19 protein-coding genes and 1 rRNA gene are annotated in these 26,974 nt (G+C 51.9%); all 20 read right to left on the bottom strand.

All coding sequences use genetic code 11. From position 1 onward, the window contains the following. Position 1: 1 nt before the first annotated feature. The gene (locus tag ACMGDE_RS12340; protein WP_436833090.1) at positions 2 to 1,327 is read right to left on the bottom strand and encodes an ATP-binding protein; all 1,326 of its coding nucleotides are present in this window, start codon (positions 1,325 to 1,327) and stop codon (positions 2 to 4) included. Positions 1,328 to 1,346: 19 nt separating this feature from the next. Next, the gene (locus ACMGDE_RS12345) at positions 1,347 to 3,740 is read right to left on the bottom strand and encodes a DUF2380 domain-containing protein (RefSeq protein WP_436833091.1); all 2,394 of its coding nucleotides are present in this window, start codon (positions 3,738 to 3,740) and stop codon (positions 1,347 to 1,349) included. Then, entirely contained in the window at positions 3,737 to 4,372 is a 636-nt protein-coding gene (locus tag ACMGDE_RS12350) for a hypothetical protein (protein WP_436833092.1), read from the bottom strand. Before ACMGDE_RS12350 ends, ACMGDE_RS12345 begins: the two co-directional genes overlap by 4 nt. Positions 4,373 to 4,425: 53 nt before the next feature. After that, positions 4,426 to 5,919 (bottom strand): eCIS core domain-containing protein, encoded by a 1,494-nt coding sequence (locus ACMGDE_RS12355; protein WP_436833093.1) that lies wholly within the window; start codon positions 5,917 to 5,919, stop codon positions 4,426 to 4,428. 29 nt (positions 5,920 to 5,948) lie between these two features. Continuing rightward, positions 5,949 to 7,571 carry an N-acetylmuramidase domain-containing protein gene (locus ACMGDE_RS12360; RefSeq protein ID WP_436833094.1) on the bottom strand — a complete coding sequence of 541 codons (1,623 nt, stop codon included), beginning with the start codon at positions 7,569 to 7,571 and terminating at the stop codon, positions 5,949 to 5,951. Positions 7,572 to 7,597: 26 nt separating this feature from the next. Then, complete coding sequence (locus ACMGDE_RS12365) at positions 7,598 to 9,160, bottom strand: contractile injection system tape measure protein (protein WP_436833095.1); 1,563 nt, start codon at positions 9,158 to 9,160, stop codon at positions 7,598 to 7,600. 4 nt (positions 9,161 to 9,164) lie between these two features. Continuing rightward, complete coding sequence (locus ACMGDE_RS12370) at positions 9,165 to 12,686, bottom strand: hypothetical protein (protein WP_436833096.1); 3,522 nt, start codon at positions 12,684 to 12,686, stop codon at positions 9,165 to 9,167. A gap of 1 nt (position 12,687) precedes the next feature. Continuing rightward, a complete protein-coding gene (locus ACMGDE_RS12375) occupies positions 12,688 to 15,675 on the bottom strand; it encodes a baseplate wedge protein (RefSeq protein WP_436833097.1) in 2,988 nt (995 codons plus the stop codon). After that, positions 15,672 to 19,289, bottom strand: a complete 3,618-nt coding sequence (locus tag ACMGDE_RS12380; protein WP_436833098.1) for a baseplate J/gp47 family protein — start codon at positions 19,287 to 19,289, stop codon at positions 15,672 to 15,674. Before ACMGDE_RS12380 ends, ACMGDE_RS12375 begins: the two co-directional genes overlap by 4 nt. Before the next feature lie 2 nt (positions 19,290 to 19,291). Further along, positions 19,292 to 19,714, bottom strand: a complete 423-nt coding sequence (locus ACMGDE_RS12385; protein WP_436833099.1) for a GPW/gp25 family protein — start codon at positions 19,712 to 19,714, stop codon at positions 19,292 to 19,294. A gap of 30 nt (positions 19,715 to 19,744) precedes the next feature. Beyond that, entirely contained in the window at positions 19,745 to 20,032 is a 288-nt protein-coding gene (locus tag ACMGDE_RS12390; protein ID WP_436833100.1) for a PAAR domain-containing protein, read from the bottom strand. A 22-nt stretch (positions 20,033 to 20,054) separates the two neighbouring features. Then, positions 20,055 to 21,824, bottom strand: coding sequence for a type VI secretion system tip protein VgrG (gene vgrG, locus ACMGDE_RS12395; protein ID WP_436833101.1), 1,770 nt, complete (start codon positions 21,822 to 21,824; stop codon positions 20,055 to 20,057). Between the two features lies 1 nt (position 21,825). After that, positions 21,826 to 22,539 (bottom strand): CIS tube protein, encoded by a 714-nt coding sequence (locus ACMGDE_RS12400; RefSeq protein WP_436833102.1) that lies wholly within the window; start codon positions 22,537 to 22,539, stop codon positions 21,826 to 21,828. Beyond that, positions 22,539 to 22,706, bottom strand: a complete 168-nt coding sequence (locus ACMGDE_RS12405) for a DUF5908 family protein (RefSeq protein ID WP_436833103.1) — start codon at positions 22,704 to 22,706, stop codon at positions 22,539 to 22,541. The genes ACMGDE_RS12400 and ACMGDE_RS12405 overlap by 1 nt, the downstream gene beginning before the upstream one ends. 23 nt (positions 22,707 to 22,729) lie before the next feature. Further along, a complete protein-coding gene (locus tag ACMGDE_RS12410; protein WP_436833104.1) occupies positions 22,730 to 23,227 on the bottom strand; it encodes a phage tail protein in 498 nt (165 codons plus the stop codon). Continuing rightward, positions 23,227 to 23,661 carry a phage tail protein gene (locus ACMGDE_RS12415; RefSeq protein WP_436833105.1) on the bottom strand — a complete coding sequence of 145 codons (435 nt, stop codon included), beginning with the start codon at positions 23,659 to 23,661 and terminating at the stop codon, positions 23,227 to 23,229. Before ACMGDE_RS12415 ends, ACMGDE_RS12410 begins: the two co-directional genes overlap by 1 nt. Before the next feature lie 45 nt (positions 23,662 to 23,706). Continuing rightward, on the bottom strand, positions 23,707 to 25,185 hold the full coding sequence (locus ACMGDE_RS12420) for a phage tail sheath family protein (RefSeq protein ID WP_436833106.1): 1,479 nt from the start codon (positions 25,183 to 25,185) through the stop codon (positions 23,707 to 23,709). A 38-nt stretch (positions 25,186 to 25,223) separates the two neighbouring features. Beyond that, complete coding sequence (locus ACMGDE_RS12425) at positions 25,224 to 25,847, bottom strand: hypothetical protein (protein ID WP_436833107.1); 624 nt, start codon at positions 25,845 to 25,847, stop codon at positions 25,224 to 25,226. A 25-nt stretch (positions 25,848 to 25,872) separates the two neighbouring features. Beyond that, complete coding sequence (locus tag ACMGDE_RS12430) at positions 25,873 to 26,421, bottom strand: Pvc16 family protein (RefSeq protein WP_436833108.1); 549 nt, start codon at positions 26,419 to 26,421, stop codon at positions 25,873 to 25,875. Between the two features lie 282 nt (positions 26,422 to 26,703). Then, positions 26,704 to 26,815 (bottom strand): 5S ribosomal RNA (gene rrf / locus ACMGDE_RS12435). Positions 26,816 to 26,974 lie beyond the last annotated feature (159 nt).

Raw genomic sequence — 26,974 nt, forward strand, 5'->3', positions numbered from 1 at the left:
CCTATTTGAACACCCGATCTTCCTTGTCAAATTCCCTGCGGATACCCCCGAGGATGTCTTCCTTATCCATGCCGCCATTTTGACGGGAAAACGCTTTCAGCGAAGCATAATGCACCGCCTGCACGATGGATGAACCGCTCAGCTCATACCTTTCGGCCATTTCCCGGAGCAAGGCACCATTGCCCAACCCTGCTTTTGCAGGCAGGATGGTTTGCCAGAGTTTGAGGCGCTCAGCGACCGTTGGCACGGGGAAATGAATGATGGCATTGAACCGGCGGACGAATGCTTTATCGATGTTGTTCTTGAAATTGGACGCCAGGATGACCAACCCAGGGAAATCTTCCACCCGCTGCAACAGATAGGAGACCTCTTGATTGGCATACCGGTCATGCGCACTCTGCACATTGGAGCGCTTGCCGAATAAGGCATCGGCTTCATCGAAAAACAATATCCTATCACGGTTTTCGGCACGCTGAAAAACCTTCTCGAGATTCTTTTCCGTCTCGCCGATGTATTTAGATACCACCTGTGACAGGTCGATGCGGAAGACCTCGCGATCAAACTCCTTGCCCAGCAAGGTGGCCGTCAGTGTTTTCCCCGTGCCCGGAGGCCCATAGAACAACGCCCGGTATCCGGGTTTGATGACCTTCTGCAGCGCCCACTGGTTAATCAGTGCCGTATTAAACCGGAGCCAAGTTTTGATATCATCCAGTTGATCACGCGTTTTATCGGCAATCACCAGGTGCTCCCAATCGAGCAACGTGCTTACCCGCTTGGCCGGAAAATCCGGCCCAAAAGCCGGCGGCTGCTCTTTGCCCAGCAGCAATTTGAACAGCCACTCCTGCGCAATAACCAATCGACCGCTCATGGGCGGTTCGCCTTCTTTCACCGGCTCCAGGTATAAAATACCATCCCTCACCAGTCTGCTTTCGCCCATCAGCAAGCGCTGGATTTCCAGCCGTTTTTCCAAGTCGTCTCCGGCGATGATAAATAATGCCGTTTCACCCGTAGGCAGGAAACCCCGGTGGTTGCCTGCATTTTTTACTCCACCCAATTCGATGATGTCGCCACCATTGGGCAGAAATTCCTGGATGATGCGATCATAGAAGGCGGGCTGGAGATAAGGCATAATAACTGACAGCAATAAAAGTTCTTCTGATGCCGAGATACCGGGATAAATAATAAAATCAGGCTCCTCCTCCATGTCCTCTCCAGGGGCATGTGGTGTATGGCCGCTTAGAAGCAACACACCGAGTCTTTCCCAAAGCAGTTTTTCGAGCTTTTTTGACCTGTTACAGATTGCACGTATATCGGTTTTCATATCCATTAAGTCAACTTATTGGTCCTTATTCTTTATATTTAACAAACGCCTTAGGAATACCCCGTTCTTCCATGGTCTTATAAACGATTGCCTTAATCTCCTCAACGTCAAGCAATGCAGATGGCTTTTTGAGCTTAGCTTTCTTCGCTGCTTCGGCATCTTTTAGCCGTTTGACGATCAGCTTATTGTATTCATCCGCCCATTGCTTCCTTGCCAATTTCCAATCCCCGCCGCCGTGTTGAGCCTGATGTTCAGCTTTGTCAAGTTTTACGGTAAAATTATCAATATCGTTATTCCCCTTCATTCCCCGTTTCTCGAACCATGCACGCATTTCCTGTGGGAATACATGGTGTTTATCCAAGTTAAACATCCCGGCTCCCTGAGCGTTCCGGTCGTTGATCCCCTTATTTTCCGCATTTAGATCATCCAAGGTCTCGCCCTTTGCTCCTGGCACATTGCTGTCATTCGCAAAGCCTTCATGAAAGTCGGGGTCGTTCTCAAATGGTGTCTTCTTCGCGTTAGCGGCTTTAGCCGGTCCGCCGCCGGGCGCATCGACAGCCAAGCCGTCATACTCTTTTCGAAGCAGTTCTATTTTTCTATCTAAGTCTTTTGAATCCGTGGCCTGATGAAAATAGTTTCGCAGCTTGTCATAGTCAATATTAATGTGATTTGCCTCCGCTTTACTTAGCAGGCCTTCCACCTCATTAATTTGCTTAGATGACAAAAAATCCTTATAACAAGGTGATGCACATTTTTTCAGCGCCTTTGCCGCGCGCTTACTATCCGTCAGCGAATCCAGCACAGGTGCCTTTGCCGGATCCCGCAGCATCTTCCGGGTTTCGCCTGTCATTTCTCCCAAGTCGTCTATTTTTTTCTCCACCTTGCCTAATTTGGGCAAATCGATCTTGCCTTTAGCGGGCACATTATCCAACTTTGGTCCTACTTTGGTCATGATCTTTTTCAGTGCGGGCAGCGCGTCCAATACCTTATTTACTTTTCCCACATGCCTTGCCGCACCTGCGCCAGCGGTGAAGAACATAATCACGATTTCGAATACCAGCATGCCCACGATTTCACCAAAGAATTTCCATTTCTGGTAGGGATTGGGATTATTCCAGGCCGCCTTGAAATCCTTAACGATACCTTCAGCAAAGCCTTTGATCATCTCCCAGATCACGGACCACCCATTTTCTTTGATTTGCTTGTATAACTCATATGCCTGATTGAGCAGTTCGCCGGTAACAATGCTTTTGATGAGATCCCACAGCCCTTTAATGGTATCCCATGCGGCCTTGAAGAATCCAGTAACAATTCCTTCCAGAAACCCTTCAATACTGCGGGCAAACGTGATTGCCGTATTTTTCCATTCTGGGCGCACACCCACTTGACCCTCGGCACGCAAATAATCGATGTAAGCCACCGTGGGGAAGCGGATTTCGCGGCCGGCATATAACTTGATGGTTTTATAGATGTCCCTTGATTTAGCAAAATCCGAATCAAATATATCTTTCCACGATCCGGTGTCTCCCTCGAAATAAATAGCCGGATTCCCTTCATTTAAAATGGAAAACGCGTGTACAATGGTGCGCCTGTCATTGCCCGTAGTGTAGGGGTATTCCTTGTAAATCTCCTTCACCAATGGCTCCAGCATGTCTCCAGGCTTTGTCGTATAGGTTAATAAGGTTACCGCATCCTTTGTCTTATCCTTTTCTGATACCCGCTTGACAAATTGTTCCTGTATCCACCCTTCATACTGATCGCTGCCGATCTGAATTTTGACCCAACCAACGTTATCGACATTGCCCCTGGCAATCATAACCAGTTCGGTACCCTTCTTAAAAACCTTGGCTGCTATGCCGATTTTACCCACATAGTCACAATCGGCCACGTCTGGCGTGGTATGCAGCCTGATTCCCTTGGGCGCGGTAACCTCACCGGGAGTCATCTCGCTGTTTCCGACATATTCGGTGTCAGCACGGCAAACCTGTTGTTCGGCAGGTATCTCCTCCTCCTGCTCGGCAACGCAGCCCTTGAACCTGCCCTTCCAATCGGGCAGCAGATAATCGTAGTACACGTCAAATGTAAAATCCTCCGACAATGACACGTCGATACCCTGCCCTCCATACAACTCTTGATCTATTTCGTACGCACTAACCGCCGTGTTGAGCAGCCGTGCACGGGGTGGGCACGCTGGGATCACCTCTACGACGTCCCAAAGTATCGACGTTGACCCGGTCTGTGTATCAGGTGTCCGCTGAATTGATCTGCGGCGCACGCCACCGGTTTGCTGCTCATAACGGCCGTTTAGAGCATTGACAGTGAGCTTGGGTTGAAAAAAAGGGCTATTATCTCCTGTTTTCGATTTGCTCCCCGTCTTTTGGCCGACTTTATTGGCTGAAGTCTGGGCAAGCATATTCATGGTCCGTCCGCGTTTTGAATCAATGAATCAGACCGCGTGACATACCGGCGCAGCCGCACATTATTGGCGGCATCATTGACCAAGCGGTCTTTAGAAATACGCAAAATCTCCAAGTTATCGGTTGTGGGCATTTGTGTTGCCTGCTGCAGCTTCCGTTGGATATCCTGCGTGACGGTAATGGTGCTTTTCAACTCGTCGGCCCCAACTTTGGCTTTTGCCTCATCCGGAATCTTATCGATGGTTTGCAGGGCTTCCCTATCTTTCCCCAATAGGTACTTGCCCCTGGCAATGTTCATCAAAGACTCGGGATTTTGCACTCCACTGGTTTCCAACACTTCGATGTTGGCCTCCAACGCCTTTTGGTTTTCCTGATCTGCCGGATCCGTCTGATAGTTGCGCAAATTGTTTTCCAGCGCAACGCCGGCCGCATTGATCTGGATCTTGGCGACGGATGGCCAGCCAAGCATCACAACAGGGATAGTGAAAAATAGCAACAGCGGCTTTAGTGGCCTTTTCCGTAGCGCAAACAGCACGACAAGAAAAAGCAAAACCATGAAAAGAAGCGCACCGAAGGCAAACATGGCAACCTCATGAAGTTGCAAACCATCGGTAAGTTGTTCCCAATTTGTCATCGCTGCTATTATTAAACTATATTTATAATACAAAGGCTGGCTTCATGACGTTATCACGCAGGATTGTGTACAGCAGGGGGAGCACAACAACCCCATCTTCCGCCTACTCTTCTGCGAGCAGCCACATATCCTAAAAAGTCATCGCCCGGATCTGCGAGTGTAGCCCTCAGAATCCCTGCATCTGCCACGCTTCCGGCTACAAAGGCGGCGGGTAATGTCTTTGTGGTGTAGATTGTTCCACGCATTTCCCATGTGCCCATTGATCCCGGCAAAAGCGGACGGGTAAACATATCGTTTACACCCGAAATCATCGGTCTTACGTTTCCTAAACCATCTACCCGCCAAGCCTCCCAGTATCTTCTAATGGGCATCCAACCCGTATAGGCTGTGCCATCGCACATCTGTCCGTTGAACGCGTTGTCTATCCGTTGAATAATAAATCCATTTCGGAGTGTCGTCCGGAACGCAACCTGCCAATTGAATTCAAAAGGCAAACCGGGCGCACATACCTCATAGGTACGCGGCACGACATCAACGGTGGTCACCACATTGTCCACATCCAGCGTGTCCGCTTCTTCATCAGCTCCCTCTGCCCTCAATTCCGCCAGCAGTGTGCCTGTGGTTTCGGCTCCCATCTTACCGTCTGGATCCAAATCGTACATGACCTGCCAGGCTACCAATGCTTCAACGAAATCGGCATCAATAACGGCCGGATACTTAGGAATACCCAGCACATCGCGTACATTCATGATATTATATGGATCATGAAACCTACGTTCATTATAAGCGATTGCTTCATTGATTTCCTCGGCTGTGAGCGCTACGGGTTCCTCATCGGGATTGGGCGGTTCTATTGCCAAATCGCACTGGACAATCTGCCCGCCAATTCCTCTTTCAGCATAAAGGTCTTCTGCCAATCCTCCGTCTCCTCCCTGCTGCACCACATGCGTGAGTTCATGTGCTAACAACCGTCGGCCGTGCTCCGACCCGGGCTGGTATTGTCCGGCGTTGAACACGATGTTGTCTCCGGTGGTGTAGGCCCGTGCGTTGATGCGCTGTGCCGATTGTGCCGCGCCGCCATCCGCGTGGATGCGTACATTCGAAAAATCGCGGTTGAAGCGGGATTCGAAGAAACTCCGCTCGGCCTGGGGCAAAGCTTGTCCCCGCCCGCCCAGCGAGGATACATAGTTTTCGAAGCCTTCATCCACTTGTGGTGCAGCGGTGCCATTTTCTTTGCGATGGACGTGTTCTTCTTCCTCGCATTTCGCACATTTACGCTGCACACGCTCCCCCGTTTGCAGTTGTTGTCGCTTTTCCTCTTCCTCGCAATGCTTGCATTTGCGTTGCACAGGCGTAACCGCAGGGCTCAAAAAACGGGCGTCTCCCGATAGCGGCCCCGCCATCCGCATCACCCGGTCGGCCATGGCATCGGCTTCCTGCTCATAACGGTCGTTCGGAGCGCTGACAGTGAGCTTGGGTTGGAAAAACACACCCTTACCTGCTGTGGCACCAGTTGGTTTCGTTTGCGGTATTTTGGTATTCAACATGATTGTTTATGATATATAGGGTCTTATCATCAAGCTTCGAATATCCGGGCATAGCCCAACAGCTTATCCATCCGTGTCTTCACATAGGAAAACCCAGCTACATTCGCAGCCTTATTGCCCTCTATGGTGTAGAGGAATCCATCTTCAACATGGTGCACGAGACCGATGTGCCCCAACCCGGAGGCCATGGTATTGCGCCACCAGCAGACGATATCGCCGGGTTTGGGCTGCCTGTCATCCTCACCGGCAAAAGACCATCCCTTTTGCTTCAACTGGTTGAAGAGATTACGGGCACCCGCAGTATACTGAAATGGCATGCGGTGCTGCTGCCCGTCAACCGCCTGCAAGAAACACCAGCTCACGAAGGCTGCACACCAGGCATACCCTTCGGGCAAGCCGGCTGGGGCCAAGTATTTGGCCACCCAAGGCCCGCGGTTGTTGCCGCCCACTTCCCCGGCTCCTGCCTTGAGCTCCTGAATGGCGGCTTGCAGGGCTTTGCGCCCCAGCGCACTCTCCCCATGTACGATGGCCGGCATGACACGGTAGTCGATCACTCCTTGTGTCACCTTAGGGCGGGGGTTTTGCATTGCCCACCAGGTGAGGGCGCCCACTACGCCATCTACCGTGAGCGGTTGCTGGTGCTTATCCAGGTGGGCACTTTGGAAGCTTTTGACTGCCTTATCCGTTTTTGCATCGAAAACCCCGGTGACCTCTACGGGGTAGTCCAGTTCCTTCAACAGGGTTTGCAGCTCCCGCACCGCTGCGCCAGAATCGCCTTTTCGGAGCACCGTCGCCGGAAGTTCTCCCGTTGGTACGGGCCGCTCGGCGGCGGCGTGCTTATCATAAGCGGCTTTGAGCTTTACATCGTACTGATTTTCGGCATATTGCGCACCGTTGTACCGTTTTGCAAATGCCGCCCACTGCTTGTCTTTCAGCAACGATACTAATCCATTTACCTCCAGGAAACGCCCGAATGCCTCTAAATGCTGCCCTTCGTTGAGCTGCATGGCGCCGACAAATTCAAGGATGTTGGCATATCCCAGCGCCTTGTAGTGAAAGCCCATGATCTGGAATAGTCCCCATGAGGCCGAGGCATAGGCGGCCTCAGCCACCTTGCTGTTGTCGCCTGCGATATTGATGGCCTTTTCAAGCCGCTCGTATTCGCCTTTGCCCCCTTTGTAGTGTTGCTTGGTCCAGGTGTTGTATAACACATTTTCATTGCCGGTGAGGTATTGACGGGGGTCAATGCCCCGGTCTTTGAGTTCCCGCCAGAAGACATGCCCCTCAAACAGTATTTTGGGATTACCGTCGGCATTGAACCCCCTGCCGCTGCTTTCGACTTCATTGACGGCCTTGACCACCGCAACGTCCAGACCGAGTCGATCGGCGAGGTTGGTGATATCGGATTCCTTCAGGTATTTCGATTCCATAACGCTGAGGTCGATCGGCACGCCGGTGATGAGCTTGGTCCAGGTCTTGGTAAAGACAATGCCATCGCTCACCAGTTCGTTTTCCTGCTGAAATTGCCGCACCGCTCGGTCTGTAGTGTCGCCGAAATGGCCATCTACCGTGAGGTCAAATCCAAATTCGTTGAGCAATTCCTGTAGCAGCTCAACGGCATTGCCTTGTGAATTAAGTTGCAACCGTATCATAATCGTATGTTTTTGAGGTTAACCAATCATATCCAGCTTACGTATAGCAATTCGTCCATCCACGGCAGCCGGACGATGCTCATCCCCCACGGGAGACTGTTGAGCAGCACATCAACTGTTTTCACTTCGATGTGCAACTGCCATCCGTTTGGTGCATGCCGCACCTTCCCCGGTCGCCGCAAAAAGGTCTCTCGCAGCCCTTCGATACTGGTGTTTTTCAGCGCTTTCCAATGCGCAGTCACCGCTTGTAACAGTTCCTCCCCTTCGGCTTTCCATTGGGGGTGCAGCGGCCGCCCAACATCCACCACCGTTTGTGGGGAGAGGCCGCACAAGATTTTGTTGAGGGGCAGTATGGATTCATCCGGCTGCTCCTCTCCTGTAATCAGGTACTGGAGCAGCAGCACGGCCGATGCCACGCCGCCATCCGCTGCAAATGCATGGTCCTTAGTCAACCCAGTAGCTTCTAATAGCGATGCGATATAAGGATGTAGCAACACGAGTCCGGCATTGTTGATATAAATATCGTATTCTTCCTGCTCCTCCGGTGTTTTGGTCATTACCGCACCGCCAGTGGCATCGCTACCCATCGGTCCGCCAGCGATCATGTTGTTATATACCGGCTCTTGATCCATTAGTCGCTTATTGCCGCCGGTGGCCTCCGGCCCTGTTGCCGCACTGCGGATTGACGCTTTGAGTTTCTCCGCCAGATCAGGACGGGTTGGCTGTATACTAGCGGCGACTTGGGTGAGTAGTGGCTGCCACCGTGGCCCATTCAGCTTGGATGTCAGCGCAGGCAGCTGCTTGACCAACACCGCCGTGGCCGCATCGGTCAGCCACGCGCCCGTCGGCCGCCCATCGCTAGCCAGCCCATTGACCGAAGCACCTCCCCGTTCGAACAGCTGCGGCAACAAGATTGCAAACGCTTCGTATCGCCGTGGGCCGTGGGTCGCTCGACATTGAGATATGGCCGCTAAAACAGTCTCCTGAAACCATGAGCTACTTCGCACGGTAGATGGCAATGCCCCAAAAAGCTCCGTTACCGGACCACCGACGCAGCGCATGACCTGGGTAATAAAACCAGCGCGAAACTTGGGTGTACAGGTCGTCATCAGCCGGCGTAGCGCATGGGGAGTCCGGCCAAACAGCCGGAAAGACTGCTCAATAAGCGCCTCATCCCATTTCAGCAGCGGCTCCAGTTCGGCCATTCGATCCGCCGGGCTATCCCAAGAAAAATGCCCCTGTTCTAAAAAAAACAGCCATGCCCTTCCGGCGCTTCGCCGCAAATGGTTCGAATAGTGCACCTTTTGCGCTGCGATGCTCCGCAGCTGCTCCTCCAGGCTGTGCAGGGCGCTCTCCACGAAGGCTTCTTCCCAACGGTCAAAGGGCAACGAACCACAATCGACCTCTAATTGTTCCAGGGACACCGCGTAGGCATCCGCACAATAGCGATCAAAGAGCCGCTGCATGCCGGGCTGGATCTTTTCGCTGAAAAGCTCCCCGATCCGCTGTGGCAGACCATGAGTGTCCGTCATGTCTGAAAACGCCATTTCGATGCATTGTTTGTGGACAATATGGTTGCGATTGGCCATGTTGTTATGCCGTTACGACAAATCGGTTATTGTTTTCCTTAAGCCCCTGCATGATCTGCTCAGCGGATAGTTGAAGCTTACGTTCATCACTGCAACCTTGGTCGCTATGCTTGGCTGCATGAACAACAACCAATGCCTGCATCCGTTTTAATTCTTCAGCTGTCAATGCGAACTGTGTTTTGGTTTCGCTGTCGTTGAGGAGCCAAGTAGACACCCCAGATCCTACGTTCAGGGCGCTTAGCCCCACTTGGATACGGCCGCCATCGACCGTAGTGAAGCTGACGCTAAAGGCTGCATCAACTAATGTCAATGTGGCGGCCACAAAGACATAACCATCCTCTTGCGGATAATAATAGGTAATCACCTTCCGCGTGATCTCTTTTACGAATATCGCCTTGGGTTGGATGATGATGGTCTTCCCGTCAGATTTGACACCTTCTGTCTGCTCCAACAAGATGATGCCTTCTCCAGCCGCAAACCGATGCTCATCCCGGATTCCGCAGATGTCTACGGTGATTGCATTGAGATTCAACGTCCGTTTGAATTCACTATTCGCGCATGGGGGGTTCTGTGCCGTCAGGCCGACTTCTGCTTTGCCGTCTTTTAAGGTAAACAATGCGGTGAGCCCCGCTTGTGCCTCGGCTGGTTTACCGTTGATGGCCCATTGATAGGCCGTGCCATCGCCTATACCAGACTTGAAGCTGATTTCCCATCCATCATTTTGGAAGGTCGCTTTCTCGATTTCAAACGCCGCCGCGATAGGCTCCTTTATGTCAATATTCATTTTAGCTGAAACACCGCCTACCGTATAAACCAATTCGTGTATGCCGACACCGACGACCGAGGGATCGATAGTCAGCCCTTGGCTGACGTTGCCATCAACGCTTAGTTGCCCTCCTTCTGGTGAAACGCGGACCGGATAGGTCGTTGCATCGTTTGCACAAAACGTTTGCTGGTCCATGTTGATGGTCACCGTCAGCGGAGGTTCGGGTTCGCCTGGTTCCTCCGGCTTGGTCGGCGCTTCCTGAAAAATATAGGCCAGTGGGGGGCAATTGCTACTGTTCAAATAGGGAAGGTAGAAATCCGCAATCACCACGCCTGCTGGAATTTTCAGTCGGCTCGCCATAACTTCTTCCTCCCGGCCGATGGTATCCAATAGCCGCCGTTGGTCGTCCAGACTCAAGCCCAGCTCTTTAATCAAATCCACCGCCCGGCTCATTTTAAGAGTTGGCTTAAGGGTAGCCACCCCCGCGACGGTCCGGCCTGCAGCAACTTCCCGCGATGGGATTTCTTTAGTGGGCACCGGTGTATAGTAGACCAATACAAACGTGCCGCCCTTAGGCACTCCGGCCTTATGCTCCAGGCCGGTATGCTTGCGGAAGAACGTGTTGAAGTTGACCGCAGCGTAATAGCGTTTCAGGCGCTCGCGGTACGCCGTAAGCAATGCAAATAACTCCTCATTCGAACACTTAAATAATAGGTTCCCGTAGTTTTCTGCCGCAAAGTATTCCTTTAATACCGCATTGTTCGATGTGGCCGTAGAAGCGGTGATTTCCTTTACCGTGCTGACATATGCATCCCAAAGTTTGCCGTATGCCTGCTCATCGAAATCGGTCAGTTCATGCTCAAACAAGTACTGCAATAGCTTGTTCAGATCCTGCAAAAACACCAACAGCAAATCGGGCTTGGGCAGCAGGTATTCAAAGTTTACCCGATCTTTGATCAAAAACTCGCTGAGATCAGTCTTCAGAAAATCCACCAACTGCATATCGTTATCATCCTTCTTTTCGGTCGGCACCAGCTTGCTGATGTAATTGACGGTCGATGCTGGCTTTTCCCCCGTTTTGAAGTCTGTTTTTATGGTGTTTACAATGGTCGATAGGGGTTCCTTTCTCACCAATACCGGGTCGAATACGATATCGGGCAATAAGATACCCGGCTTTTGGGGGCGCAGCGATGACACGTAGCTCAAGATCTGCTCCAAACGGCAGAGCAGCCCCGCGATCAGGACGTTATAGTCGGATTCCAAATCTTCGATGATACAGGTCACATCTTGTCCCTGTATGACCTGGAGCAGATCTGTTGCATCAAGCGCGACGATATCGAACGGCAGGTTATATACTTGCCGCTGCCGTTGGATCTCCGCTAGTGCCGTTTGGTATGCCATGCCGATATGCCCCTCAATCCTGAATGCATTATACCGCTCCGTATCGAAGTATAGGGGCTTGGACACCTCCTCTGGGAAACCGGCTTCAACAGTAGCATGGTACCCTGGGTTATACTGCTGGTCGCCAGCCAATAAGCGGCGATAATTCCAACTTTCTAACAGGTTTACATGGTGATAGTAATAGGGGATGCACCGCGCCGATAACGGCGCACGTCCGAGATTGTTGGGTGTGATGACGATCTTTTGCCGGCTTTTTAGCAGTTTGACATCAAATGCGGCTACCATGGCTTGCAGCCGTTGCAGCAATGTTGCCGCCAGCTGTAGCGTATCCCGCTGATTTTCCATGATCAATGCCGGACGAAAATAGGTGCGGTATTCGTCTGCCACACCTATTTTCGTCGTGCGGTTCGCTGCCCCCAAAACCAAGTGCAACGGGAAATCCATCTCATCTGGACAACATCCGCCGGACACACCGCTTACGGTGCGCTTAAATTCTGCATAGGCCTTGACCAAATCATCTACAAAATCATAGAAGTATTGGATATGATGCACATTATCATTGTTGCTGGAAAACTGTTGCCTGATCGTTTTCAGATCCAGTGTCTTCAACGGGTTCGAGCCATCCAGTCCGAGCGGACCGGCATAGACATCCCAACTGAGGGCAATATTGCGTGATAGCTTGTCTAATGTATCATCATCCGTCATCGCATAAAATGCCTCCAGTATTTCGTCGGGCGTCTCCAGTGACTGTGCAGATACATTGTATCGCTTCAGTGAAATGACATCGAAGCTGGTCTTTTCTTTATGCCCGATAAGCGATCGTTTGGCAAGCAGCGGCTTGACCTCAAAATCCATGCGGCTGCCCTTATCATTGCAATCATTCGTATCACAGTTCTTCAAGTGGGTTTGCGTAGCCACCATTAATAGAACGACTACATAATCGGCCAAGTCAAGATTTCCCAACGCTTGTTGGTTAGCTGCAGCCGCCCCTGATGGTACCAGTTCCCACAGATCGTTCTGTACGCCGTACAGCGGTGTGAGGTCGCGCTGTACCTCATCACAGTTATCAATGAGGTACAGACTGTCCGGCAGTTGAGGAGGCCCATAGGGGATATAATGGGTATATTGTGTGCTGCAATGGTTGATGAGGTATCCCTGCGCAGTAATACCACACCCCCCGGACACGGATATTCCGGCCGCGTTTGACGTGATTTCCAACCCACATACGATACCTTTGCCGATGAGGCTGAAACGGCTCAGCCGTTCTTGTTGGTCCAAATAATCCAAGACATTGTTTAGGTGCTTGTTGGTCAACACCTGGTCGGCCTGAAAGACGGGATATGAAGCTATTGGTTTCATTTCAGTATGTTGTAAATGTTCCTAAAACTGTTTTTCCTAGTAATACGACGTTGCTGGCGATATCGCTTTCTTCGCAGTCATGCAGCGTTGCCTGCGGATACACGCTGTGGAGTTGCCCCAAGATGCCGACCAATTGATCGTTTGCCACCCGTAGCTCGTCGGCCTCCTGCCTCCCGGCATATTCAAACGTTGCCAGCGCTGATACCCAATTCCGGTATGCGATCTCGAATACGCGCATCTGCTCATTGCTGATCCAGCACACCTTCAGCAATATATGCGCAGGTGCCTCCTCCCGTATCTTCTGCTCAAAATAAGTCCGGAACGTCATGTTGTCGAAGTGGCCGGGCCAATAAGGCAATATCACTGATGCCTGGTAGGAGTAGGCGTCCATCCCGCATCGGCATTCTGCATCATCCGGGCAGGTTTGTATCAGTCCAAATGCGGTGTTGCGCGGGCGCAGCAGGACATGTTCCACCAGGTGAAATCCCAGTGGGTCATTGCACCCCGCCGTAATTTCGGCCACGAGTGTGTTGACGACCTGATTGGCTATTTTTTTTGTGGCAAAGGTTTCTTCGCTTTCAAGGATCACCTTGCTCGCCTTTTTGAGCTTTATCTTTTTACTCGAATACGTATAATTCCCAGCGTCTGTGCTCAGCTCCCAAAGTGAGGCCAGCGCAGCCTCTGCCTCCGCCTTGGTCGGGAATCGCGGCGATTGGAACCGGGTACCGGTCCTCGTGGTCAACCCGAAGTAATGCGTACAGGTCACCTCATCGCCGATGTTCGCTTCCTCACAATGTATCGTCACCTGTTTGATGCAGTATAGATACCGTCGGGAGATATCTGCTATGCCGGTAAGAAAACCCACCCGCTTCTCCAAGCCCGATACATTATCTGTATCCCAAAGCTTGGACTCATCTGGCAGGCCATCGGCCGACAGCGGTGCATAGTGATAAGCCTTTGCCCGGTCACGGCTGATTTCCGGATAGTGCTTCAGCGTGTTGATCTTTGCTTGCATGAGGGTAGACGCCTCGATTTTTTCTGCCGTCCGTTCTTCATAATTCACCCGGTAGAGGAGCAGTGCATAGTCATTGAACGATTCGCCAAACCTGGCCAGCAAGTGATCAAGGAAACGGCCCCGGCGATCTTCAAAATCGATCCGCTTTTCGTATAGCCATCTCCAATCCCGCTGGCCTGATGCCATATCGGCCCCTTGTGTGATAATGGTTTTCAGGGCTTCATCTACCACTTCTTCCACTCCGTGGATGGGATCAAGATATTGCGCAAAGTATGTTTGCTTGATGTCATTTGTCGAAAACAACGCTTTTGCGTGGGTCAATTGCGCAAAGAAATCGGCCAGCACTTGTTCAAAAAACAGCAAGTATCCCCGCAATTGCTGCCGCTGCCCACGACGCAGCTCATCTGCATGGGCCGGCAGCCCATGTTCACCCACACCATACACCGTTGGCAGGTCATATTGCACGGGCCAGTAGCGCGCTGTATCGCGCGGTGCGGCATCGGGTACCGGCAGGTCTTCTTGCGTAGCCTGCAGCTTCACCGCATTGCGTTGCGCATGGAGCAACAGTATGGTGTCCCGTGCTTCTTGATAATTGGCCAAAAACGGGATATTGTTCTTGAAAAACAGTATTTTGGAAGTTGCCGTGGCCAACACAGGCTTGTGCCCGGCGCTGATGTGCATGTACCAACGGAGTCCTATCGTACCGGGCACCGGCTGACCGTTTCGATCGTACTTGGTCATCACAAAATTGCGTATCCCCTGTACACCCGGCACGTCCATCAGCAGGTTGATGATATCCGACGTGCGGATCGTCTGTTTCAATTGCGTATCGGCCAATTGCGCGTTGTCGATGAAGCCGTGTGAGAGCACCACACCGTCGAAGATCTCATCAACAGGCACCCCTCGGTCCAACAATGCATGAAGCGTATAAAACTGAATAGGCGGATTGAGGTAATGCTCGATCAGAAAAAAAACTTCGGCTTGCACCTGTTCGATATCGGCCCCGGGCGCCACGTCTACATCAAAGCAAAACGCGATTTCTTCCGCTTCGATATGCGTGACGGACTTAAAGTCTTCGCATAGGTTGCGATGCGCCTTTAACCGTGCCGAAGCGTTGTCTAAGATGGCTTTGGCCAGTTTCATCTTGCTGAGGTATATATCGAATATCTCCTGCGCAAACGGCGCTTTTTTGAGCAGCTGCCAAATGTGCTCATTCGTGATCCGTCCTGCTGCGGGATGTTTGGGTATCGTCACCCGAAAGGGTATCGTCAATGGTTCCGCCCCGTCGGCGCTTGCCTTAAGCAGGAAGCCTTCCGGCACTGCCGTATCCTTCACCACCGTGGCCGATGCCAATTCCCCTGTCAGAAGCGTCGCTTCGACCTGGTTGACCGCGGGCAGCTCCACCTTCAAATAAAACTCACCGGCGGGTATCTCTTCCATGGGCGAATACTTGAATGCAGGGTTGCTCACCAGCACATCCCCCGTGTTGAGGTCGCCAAATGTATCGTGTACCTCCAGATCAAGCAGTACATCATACAGTCCATTGAAGCGGATCGCTTCATCGGTAGCTGCGAATTGCAGCCCGTCTTCGTCGTGATTGAAATAAACCGGTACCTCTTGCACAGGGCTCGGCTGCAACCATGCGTTGTTCACTCCTTCTATATCCACCAATAATTTCCGGTAATCAGGGATGGTTAGCGGGTTGACGGTCAATATTTGCTTTGCCGTATAAAACGGTTGTCCAGTTGCTCCGGCGAGCAGCTCCTTCATATCGAACTGGCTGCGATACCCCAGTTCGGTAATGGCGTAGCAGAGCGCTTCGAGGATGGTGATGCCCGGGTCATGAACGTTATAATCCGTCCACAGCCGATGGGCAAGGCTTTCGATATGCTTTAGTCCCTCACGACGGAGTAGCTCATAATCCATCGCTGGGATGAGCGTCCTGTCTTTCGATATAAGCGGTTGTCCTATCATGATGATACGCTGTTTTGGATCACGGTAATCCGGTGCCTTTTCAATACCCCATTATCATCCCTGCTGTGCGAGACCAGCACCGACCTGGCGCTTTCTCCCGATGCCTCCTCCACGTCGGTATGCATCGTCTTGATACGGCCCTCATCATCCCTGATGATGTGGTGCATCTTGAAGCTGCTGACGTAATCGACGTATGGGCGTTCGTCTACAAAGTTGATCAGTGTGCTCTTGGCAATCTTCCCTGCAAAGGAAATAGTCACCTCCTCGTCAAACGCCCAGGGGCAGAGGAAGCGCTCGATATCCAGATTGAGCTGCTGGGTATAAAAAGTTTCGTCTAATTGTTCATGAAACTTCACTTCAAATTCCAGCTCCAGTTCCTCAAACTGCGGATTTTTGACGTGCACCGATACAAAGGGGCTTTTGATCGTATTCAGGTACTCCTGAATATCCGCCAGCAGCGCAAGCGGTGTGTAAGGCCGTAATGGATTGAAGCTGTTCCGACCATTCAACCGCGGGATCGGGATGATGGTCACGTGACCGGGTAGGTGCTCACAAAATACCTGCTCCACGGCGCCCGGATAAAACCCAGCATGGTTGATGCATTTCACCTTATAGATATCGGTGAATTTCTCCAGTATAATGTGCTCATAATCCCACAGGCTGATGGCGCGCTGCTTATGCCGGAGCCGCTCGCTCGCCCGCATGTAGAAGTGCGTGTCCGGTTCCTCCAGCCTGCCGCCAAACGAATCCATTGGCTGTTCGATACGTTTCAACGCCTGGTCGGTCAATACCGCCTTGCTGATTGTTTTTGCCGGAAGCACATTCCTGTATACGACACCCTCGCCTTGCATCAGTTTCACCATACCGACCTGTGCGCGCACAGCAATCAACTTGCAGACCGCGTCGGTATGCTGGGCCACCGCCGCCTTTATCCACAGTAGCCCAGTAGGCAGCAATGTCGCCCCGGTACTCGCATCCGGCGGCAGGTTGATCGTGACGATGCCCGACCGGCTAAAGCGCTTTGTGCCGTCACTGATATGGCCGTCTTCCAGGTGTTTCCAGGTGTTGCTGCCATCCAAGTAACTCCATTGAATTTCTGCCCTATCTTTCAGCGGATTTGAGCTGCCTTCTACCATTTCGAAGAAGAGTGTCGTCGTTGCGGGCGAGCTGATGCCACTCAGCCCGATATACAATTCGCCAGCAGCTTGCACAGGCGGAAAAATCGATGGCAACGGGGCTAACACGCGGTTATAACCAAAGGGATGCAGGTGATAATAGTGATGCAGGCGATCTCCGGCCGAAAAAGAAAGCACTTCAGATGCGGTGTAGTCTATTGCAAACGAATCAATCATCAACGTAGGCGGCAAGGGTATCTCCACGCCTTCCATCTTCATCACTTCATATGGCCGGTATAGCTGCTCGAGGTTATTTACCGTCAGATTAATATCCCCCATTTCATAATGCAGCACCGGCGGAGTATCACCCATCATCATTTGCTTTTTGCCACTTGTCTCATCAACGACGGTCGGTGCCGCCATCTTCAAGGCCCGAAACGTGTTTTCCTCATTGCCCGTCTCCTTATTGATGGTCAGCAAGATTTGATTCAGGTTTTCATTCACCTGCTGGATATGCTTTTCAAGGGAGTAGCCGTCGTCTTCTAATTTGAGCCGCAGGATACCCTCGTGCGAGTGGATGGTCAGGTACTCATTGGGCAAAAAATCCATGGCCGATTGCGCCAACAGGCGCCCCTGGCTGTCCGCCGTGATGGCATACCCGTCGCTATTTTCTTGCGCTGCCACCGCTTTCCATTCGTTGTCGTGGAGAAACTGCACGGATACGGGCGCCGGAATCCGTCCACGCAATTGCAGGGAGGTGAGTTTTTTCTGGAATATTTCCGTGCTGCCGATGTTGAAATTAGCTCCCTGCCTTGGAAAATCCCCAAACGGTTTAAACGGCTTAGCGCTATCGAGCGTCCCCCCGTCGTTACTCAGGGCCACATCCTTGAGTCCCGCTACAGCTACATCCAGTTTGAGCGATGTAATTCGGCCGCCATTCAACTCCTGATAGCCGAGTGCTGCGTTCAGTTGCTTGAAATGCACCCGAAGCAGCGGTAATCCGGTGTCGAAATGTTGCTGATGCAGCTTTTCATTATACGGCACGATTGCCGGGTCGGCAGCGTCCAGCTCGATGGTCACCACCATGGTATGCCCTCCCGGTGTCACTGCATCTACTTCCCGCATCACCCAGTCTTTTTCTCCCGTCAGCTCAACGGATAGGGGGAGGCGTATGATCGTATTGGATGGCAGCGCCGGAGGTACCGGGATTGGCTTGTCAAAGGTAAACGTCAAGGTGATGGTGCGCCGGCCTTCCTTGAGAAAAAGCAGGTTAGAAGCGATCCCAAATCCCACCTCCGCTAGGGGGGCCGTTTTTTTATCGCCAAAGGCAAACCAGCTGCGATCGTCCCCACTGAAAGGCGCGCCCATGCCATCCGCACTGCCCGCCACCGGAGACGCCAGCAACCGCGGGCCAACCAATTGCGTGGTTTTAAGCTGCGCTACCGACGCTTTGTTGAGCACCAGATCTTCTGTCAATGCGTACTGCCGTTCATCGCCATTGCTGTCTTTACCGCCTTTGAAACGTACACCCGCTTTCAACACATGCTGATTGACATGCTTTTGCAGGTCGAATACCAAGTAAGCCTGATCAGGTTCACTGGCCTTTTGACGAAGCCGAAGCACATCTTTATAATAGAAATCGAGGTGGCGCTGCCCGTAGCTATTCAAGCTATCCTGCGCGTGGCCAAAAAGTTTCAGAAATGCCAGGAACAGCGCGTAGTGCGGTTCATGGGCAGCATACGTCTGAATAGATTTTTCGAGCAATTGCCCCGCATGTTTCACCACCAAGGATATCCCATGCAGCAACGCTTTTACCTGACCGGCAAAGAGGTTGTGGTGGGCCACGTAGTAGAGCTTACCCAATACGCTAGTATTCGGTATCGTGATCGGAAGTACATCGTCACTTTCAGCGAAATACGCTAACGAAAAAGCGGCATTAGCATCTGCCACCGGTACCGGAGCATCGGCATCCATTTCTTGGGTATTGGCGAAGAGCTCGGGGTACTGGTTTTTGAAGTTCATCAGCTTCCAGAAAGGTACGTTGAGTTTTCCCGAAATCCGGTTCTTGATGAACGCTTGGTACTCCGGTTCATCGCCCAGCAAGGCGACTTGCCTATCGACAGTTTGGACGATGCCTACCAACAAGTCAAATAGCGATTTCATCTCCCGCTTGGCACCTTCCTTATCGCCCGCCCGGATGGCTACATCGATTCGTTTGAACAATAATTTTTGATAGTCAACGACCTTTCCATTGTCTAGCGCCGCAAGCGTGGCCAATGCAACACTGATGTCGCTGCCCATCAGCCGCTCCCAGGTGCCCAGTGGCTTATTGCTTTTGTCAACATATTTTACCAATGCGGCATACCGCTGGGCAAACAGCATCATATCCGGGATGGTGCGTTCGTCGACCCGTGCATACGCAGTCGAAAGCGCATCCAATGCACGGTTATACGTCCCTGTGCCTTCGCGGATCATTTTATTTTTATCAGCGCATCCCATGGTCAGTGCATGCTTAATTCCGTAGCTTCATTGATATAAAATGGGTACACAAAATTGAACCTCGAATTAGTGGACCGCACGGTGTAATCGATACGTACGATCAGCACTTCACTGGTGCCTAGTTGTTCTTCGATATCAATTTTATTAGCCGTGATCCGCGGTTCGTGGTACAAAATGGCCGTCTGGATGAGGTCAATGATGTGCGTCTTCAACGTCGTGGTCAACGATTCAAAGACCAGTTCATCCAGGTTGCAGCCATACGTGGGATTCATCACCCGCTCTCCCGGCCGCGTGGCCAGCAGCAGGGCCAAGCTGCCGTTGATGTCCGCTATGTCGCCCACCATTTCCGTGCGTGCCGAAGCTTGATCAAATTCCGGGGGGAAGCTCCACCCCTTCCCCAAAAACGACTGATATATGCTGTCCATGTCTGTAAATGATTACGTAATATCCTTATCCTATCCGCCAATGATCACCGTTGGGCACCCGAAGGCGATCGTGCCGCCGTGGATCGTCGTGTCACCCATGCGCGCTGCCGGAAGCCCTCCGATCAGCACCGTGGCCGAGCCCATGGCGATGGCATTGGGCGGTCCCGGGCAAGCACACATATCGCCCATCCGCGCTGCCGGCAACCCCCCGATCAGCACCGTGGGGCACCCCGCAGGCATTACCACCCCGCCTACGTGGGGGTTGGGGCTCGCCATTGGGCAAACATGTGGGTCCGATACCCTTGCTGCGAAACTCATATCCTATTAGTTGATCTTTACCTCAATTGATCTTTACCAATCCCCCTTCAACCGTCACCATCGCTCCTTTCAGCTCGGCAGTGCCATTACTCTTCAGCGAGATCCCGCCGTTGCTCTCCAGCTTGGCCGTGCCATCAGCGTTAAACGCCAGTTGCATCGCCTTCAGTTGCAAAGTTCCGCCGGCCTCCAGGGTTAGGTCGCCCGATGTTTTCACTGTGATGCCCTGATTTTCCATAGCGATCGAATTTCCCGAGTCATCTTCCATCATGATGGTCGATGCCTGGTCGTCCATCGTCAGCTTTCTTCCGCCCGGTGTCTCCATGACAATGCGTTTATCGCCGTCATGGATGCTGATTTTGATACCCGACCGAGATACATATCCTTTTTCATCATTCTCCTCGCTCGCTTCAAATGGGGTCGGCTTTGCACTGCTGTGCAGCATCCCCAATATGATCGGATGGGCGGCGTCGTTGTTGATGAAGCCCACCATGACTTCATCGTCCACCTCAGGTCTGAAAAAAGTGCCGCGGTCGCTCCCCGCGTCCAATGTCGCTACGCGGGCAAATACGCCCTCACTCTCGGGTTCCACCACCGGCAGGCGTACCTTCACCCGGCCTTCCCCCTTCGGGTCGATGATGTCGGTCACAATACCGATCTGCAATCCCTGCATCACCGATAATACCCCCGTCTCGGCTACCGCTGCGTCTCCGCGCACGCTCTCGGCGTAGAAGGCCTCATCCCACCCCAACGTGGCTACCGAAAACCAGCTCCCCTCGGCATATTCATGCGTCACGGCGCCCACAAACGCCTTCCCATTGAAGTACTTTCCTACTCCCTGCAGGTTTACAAACGATCCGGGTTTTACCTGGGCATTGCCCCTGAATTTTACGGTCCCTTTGATTTTAGACATCGTTTGCCGCAGCTGCCGGGCGTCCGCCAATTGCTGCTGCTCCTCGGCAGTCATGTACATTGCCGACCGCATTTCGTACGGTTGGCCCGCTATGTCCGCAAGCATTTGTTCACTCAAGCTGCCTGCGGCAGATGCGACCTTGCTATCGCCGGTAATGTCCTGCACTTCTTGGTCCACAAAATTCCAGGTGTAGGTACTCACCGAGGTAAACTGGGTGCGGGCATCCACTTCGGTATCCAGCTCATAAATATGCGTACCATACAATAGATCCATTACGGCGGGTTCATCAGCGTTCAGCGGCTGCAGCGCGACCATATCATTATCGATCAGGCAAAGCAGGGCGTTGATGTCCATCCGGCTGATCATAAAGTCCCAATCGCTCACCTGCGCCTGGATCAGCTGTTCGTGCGTGGTAGTCGTCGTCGCTACCGATACCTGCGCGATGTTGTTTTCCTGCAACAGCAGCGAAGCCACATCGCTGTCAGTCACTTCATTATAGTGCCTGCTTTTCTTCCCCATGGTCATCTTCACGACCTCATGCTTGCAAACCACGGATAGGTGCGAGCCATTGGCATCGATGTGATGGGCCACATGGATGATAATTCCTTTGAAAACCGGCTGGTTTTGGCTACGATAGCCCAATTTTATTTCGATGTTTTTCCCCGGCAGAAACACGTCGCTGTCACTCACACCGAAGTCTGCAGTGGCTACACTGCCGTCAACAATCGTCAACCTCGCTGTAGGTATTTTGTTGATTTCACGCGAAACATGGATATCCAGCACCCGGATCGTATGTGAGATCTCATCTCCCGACCCGAGTGTAGGGGTGTCACCCACCAAGATGTTGTAGGTCGCTAAACCGGTATCTGCTTGCGTGGGCATTTCATTTAGTTAATGGGGGAAAGTATACCTTCGTGCCTGCGTTGATCTTCCGAAATCCATCCAATCCATTGAAAGCCGCCACATCGGTATAATATTGCCCCTGTCCATAAATTTTGTTCGCCACCCTATCTATGCGGTCCGTTGCACCAAACAGGCGTTCGTGCGTGATGTCCGGACTCTGATTGTTTCGTTGCGCCTCTTGCAAGGCCTCGTCGAGGCTTTCGGCAAAAGTGCATTTAGCTACAGCCCGGATCGGTTTTCCCTTATCGTCAAAGAGTTTATACTGAATATCTATTTCGCGCAATACCCCCTGGAATATCAGGGTACCCCAATGGATCTTGAGGTAATAAGGTTGATGCTTCGCACCATTATAGGTAAACTTCTCCCTGAAGTTCGTTAATTGCTCATCCACAGGCTGGGGCTTTTGCGCGGCGACCCCTAAGGCTACGTCAAAAACCGACTCTTTTCTAACCACCCCCGTGCCATCAAAAATCAAGTCGAAGGAAATCTGTTTGGGTTCGATGCAGACAAAGTCTTTACGTGCCCCGATGCTCCCCGGCGCCTGTTCATCGGTATACTTAATCTTGTAGCTCCACGAATACGACGCGGGGTTGATTAGGGCGGTGTATTTCTCACCAGAAGACCGTTCGCGGTATTCCGAATCCTCGTAGGCCTCGATGTATAACTTTTCCGATCCTGATAATGCTCCTAACATTAGCGTTCCGTTTTATGTTTCATGATTTGCAGTACACTACGCGTTACCGCTGCGCTGATTTCCGTTTTCAGCTTGGCAATGGCTTCTTTGTCCAAGTGCCCTTGTTTTACAGGGGTCGGCGGTGACACCACCGCTTTGATGTGCAATTCTTTGATCTCGATGGGCATATCCGCTATATTCGTTAAGTTTGTCAAACCCCAAAACTGACCGATCCGCCGATACCACCCGCTAACGATAAGGCCGAGTCAACGCTGATGATATTGAAATACTGGTAGCTCAGCGTGATACTTTCGATCACCACCGTACTTTGTTGTGCATCGAAGGCCGAGACCGCCCATTTTTTCGGAATCGCGTTGACCACGTACCATGCCTGTATGGGGATATGCTGATCGTTCAACAACATGATGATCACATTTACCGGATCGAAGGTGAAGTTTTCAAAGGCGTTCTTGCACCACATCAATATTCCTGAGCCGATAAACATCCCCCGTTTCAAAACCAGATCGGTATACGTTGCCCTTACAGGCAGCTCCCAGATGAAGCGGTTTTGGCCGCCCTCGGTCACCTGCTCGGTCTCCATGGTCATTTCCAGTCCGCTTACTTCCTGAAAACGGAAGTCATTGGGCGTCTGTGGAAACAGCTGGAAGGCCACGGAAAAGTGAAACCCGACGGGTGGATACGCAAACATCAGCCCTCGTTTTGGATCGTCAAACCTTCGTGCGCAATCTCCACCGCCTCGATGGCCACTTCATTGCCGGTGGCGTTCAAGTCTGTAGACTGCACTTTCAGGGGCCACGCATTTTTGATTTTCCACACCACCACCGGCGCGTGTGATTCATCCAGCAAGGAGATGATGATGTCGCGTCTTTCGATGGTATTCAGCGCCACGGTGTTCCACCAATTGTAGAAGTCATTGTCACCCTTGAATATGCCGCGCTTGAGGGTGATATTCGAAAAGCTCTGCAATCCGGGCATTTTGATTTTGTGGTATTCCGGACTCACGCCATCGCGGTATTCAATCGGTTCTATGGTCACATCAAGTCCTGTTACTTCACTGAAACCGATTTTAGCACCACCCCACTCGACCTGGAAGTGGAACTTGGGAAGAGGATAATTTGCCATCTTATTGTTGATTTATTGGGTTCATATAATCATTCATACTCCGCATCACGACTCCTGCATCTTATGTGAGAAGCGCAGGATGATAAATTCAGCCGGTCGTACCGCGGCCAGCCCGATCTCCACGATGAGCTTACCTTCCAAGATATCCTGGGCAGTCATCGTCTGGTTGAGCCCGCAACGTACATAAAAGGCATGCTCAGCTTTCGCCCCGGCCAATGCGCCTTGCCGCCACAGCAGCGAAAGGTAATTCTCGAGCATCGCCCGGATCTTCACCCAGGTATTGGCATCATTGGGTTCAAACACAAAGGAGGCCGTTGCCTTCTTCGCCGATTCTTCGATGGTGATGAATAGCCGTCTTACACTCACATATCGCCACTCGTTGTCGTTGCCGGACAGCGTGCGGGCACCCCACACCACGATACCTTTGCCCTGAAACTTCCGGATCGCATTGACCGATTTGCCGGCGACCGGATCGATATTCATTCCGCCTTGTTCTTCATCGGTAATGTTGGCCGTCAGGTCATACACCCCGCTGACACCTACGTTTGCCGGCGCTTTCCACACCCCCCTTGATCCGTCTACCCGGGCATATATGCCCGCCATGGCCGCCGATGGGGGCAATGTGGGGCTCAGCTGTTCAGCGATCTTCGCTTTAGCCAGGTTATATATTGCCGAATGCGTATTTTTCAGCGTATCCAGTTTCACATCCACTTCAGCATCCGTCTGGGTTTTTACAGATACCGTCACATCGCTATCGTTATAATTAAAGTCATACACGGTCTTTAGGTACGGATAGTACGCGGCCGCATAGTCCAAGTTATCTGTGAGGCTGGCATTATTCCTGAAGTTGGCGATTGCCGTATTCGTACTTTCAGTACCTGTACGAAAGATGTCTGCCAACGTAAACCGATCCTGCAGTTTTACACATTGCTTGATACTTTGCGAGATCAACGCATAATAATTAGCCTGTGTCAGCGTTCCGACAGCATCAGGAAACACCAATATCGTGGGTTCGTCGACGGTCTCCAGGCTGTTCAATCCTTGCTCATACGCGTCTGTCGCCGATTCGACGGGCTTTAATGATACGATATAGCAAGGACCGCCGCCATTGTCAAAATACAGGCGCATGTTGTAATACAGCGTTTGGGTAGATGCATTGGCAATGCTGGGTACGGCAGCCAATGACTGGATACTGTTTGAAAACGGATCGAGCGTTCCATCCACCGTCGATGCCGCGTCTTCGTCCGTTTCGCCCGGTGGGGTGTCCAACGTCGCGACTACCGCTACCGCGATACCCGTTTCCTTCGCCGCGGTGCCAAAGTACGTCTCATATTCTTTCAATGAGCTGATCTTGATGGGCGTTACTGCGGTCAGGGACTCGCCAAACTCATCTAGGGCCAGCTGGGTATGCCCCACAAACGCGGGGACGGCGGTTTCTACCTGCGCCACCGAAGGCGGGAACAACGGTATCTCATTGACGTACACACCGGGTGTCCTAATCGAAGTTTCATTAATTTGTGCCATTTTTAAAGATTTTAAATTGTTAACGATTCATTGCGATATCACGGTTTGAAGGTTATTCGATACAAATGTTCCCTTGCCTTGTCATTGGCCTCGGTATAGTTGAGGAGTTGCGTAGCCTCGTCTACGAACAGCCTATTGGCGCCAGCGCCTTGTGTCAATAGGTCAATAACCCCCAAGCATCCCGAGACCGTGGTCACCCGTCGTTCCCAGTATCCCGGGTAACCCGGATGGAAGATAGGGGTGGGTGTCGTGTCCGTCACGGTTGACAATAAGCTGTCATCCAGCACAGCCACCGAGGCTGCCGCCTTCAACTCAATGGGGATGTAGTAAACCCGGTCCCTACCAAACGTATTGGGCACCCCCAATCCAGCCGTGAATGAGGCCGACGCGTGGATTAGAAACCGAACCGAAAAATCAGTAGGCAAAGGATGGAAAGGCCGGTCCTCATTGGCCATCACCCGAAGGTAGCAGACCAATACATCCTGGTTGAGGCGGTATTGGATATCATATACGCCAAACAGCTGCTTTGTTTTCTCGTCAGGCACTATCGCGAGGTGGTCTGCCAGCGCTACCGCGCCGTTCATCCCCTCCGCCGGCGGGAAATCCGCATGATCCAGTTGAATGGAAAACAATTTTTCATATCGTATAACTACTGTATCCATGTCATTTGGCTATTGAAATTGTTCACTACTTGGTTTCATAATTCATCTCAATCTCCTTGATCGGCGCTACAGGGCCTTCTTTCACACTGTCGATGGTGATCATCCGCATTTTATAGAGCACGGATGGCTGGTAGCGTCCGCCCAGCATAGACCACAGCTGCTGGAGCTGCTCAATGCCGAGTGTGACCATTTCCACCATCAATCGGTCTATGCCATCCTCCGCCAAGCCCGGCGTGTCCGCTTTATCGAATACGGTCCGCTTTTGAAAGAACGCGATGACTTCCTGTAATGACCGGATGTCTTGTTCATATCCGCCGCCATGAGCCGTAAAAAGCAAATAAAGATTAAGGTGCACCGCCGGGTTTTTGGGAAGCAGCTCCCCCCCGATCTTCACCACATGCTGCTGGCTTCTGGCCAGTCTCACCTCTTCGATGTTCACCAAGGAAATGATGATAGCGGCATCATTCACGTCTACATTGCCCGCAATCACCTCGGCGATGTTGGCGATGGTGGTCGCCGGGGCAAGCTGCTCATTGAGCACACGCTGAATGTTTTCAATCGCCGGGTAAAGCATGATTTGATTTGTTTAAATAATCGGTCTTCTTGTCTCAGCAGCATCGGCTCAATACCTTGGGCCTTTGCACTTGAAGAAGATGCTAAGACAAATATCCTGTGGGAGAGGGGCTTAGGCAATACCCATTTTGGGGTATTTATGAGCTATTAGCGGCGCTTGCCCATAGCGTTATTGGGTCAAGCTGCCAACAAAAAAAGGGATGCCCGTTTCCGGGGCATCCCTTCTGTGGGGTTGCATGTAAACAAGAAAGCCCCGCTGCATCTGCAGCGGGGCCGCTGTGAAATCCGGCGCCGACCTACTCTCACGCCTGTTACGGCAATACCATCGGCTCTGGCGGGCTTAACTGCTCTGTTCGGTATGGGAAGAGGTGGACACCGCCGATATAGGCACCTGAATACCTTTATCAAGTCAAAAAACAAAAACCAAAAGTCAAAACAACGGCCGCAGCCCTTTTTACTTTTTACTTTTTACTTAACTGACATATAATCGGAAGAAAACAAAAGGAAATCGAGAAGGCAGCAGCGTCTCTCTGCGCGAGAAAGCTTCGGGCTAT

The organism is Parapedobacter brassicae, from assembly GCF_051400755.1.
Lineage (GTDB): Bacteria > Bacteroidota > Bacteroidia > Sphingobacteriales > Sphingobacteriaceae > Parapedobacter.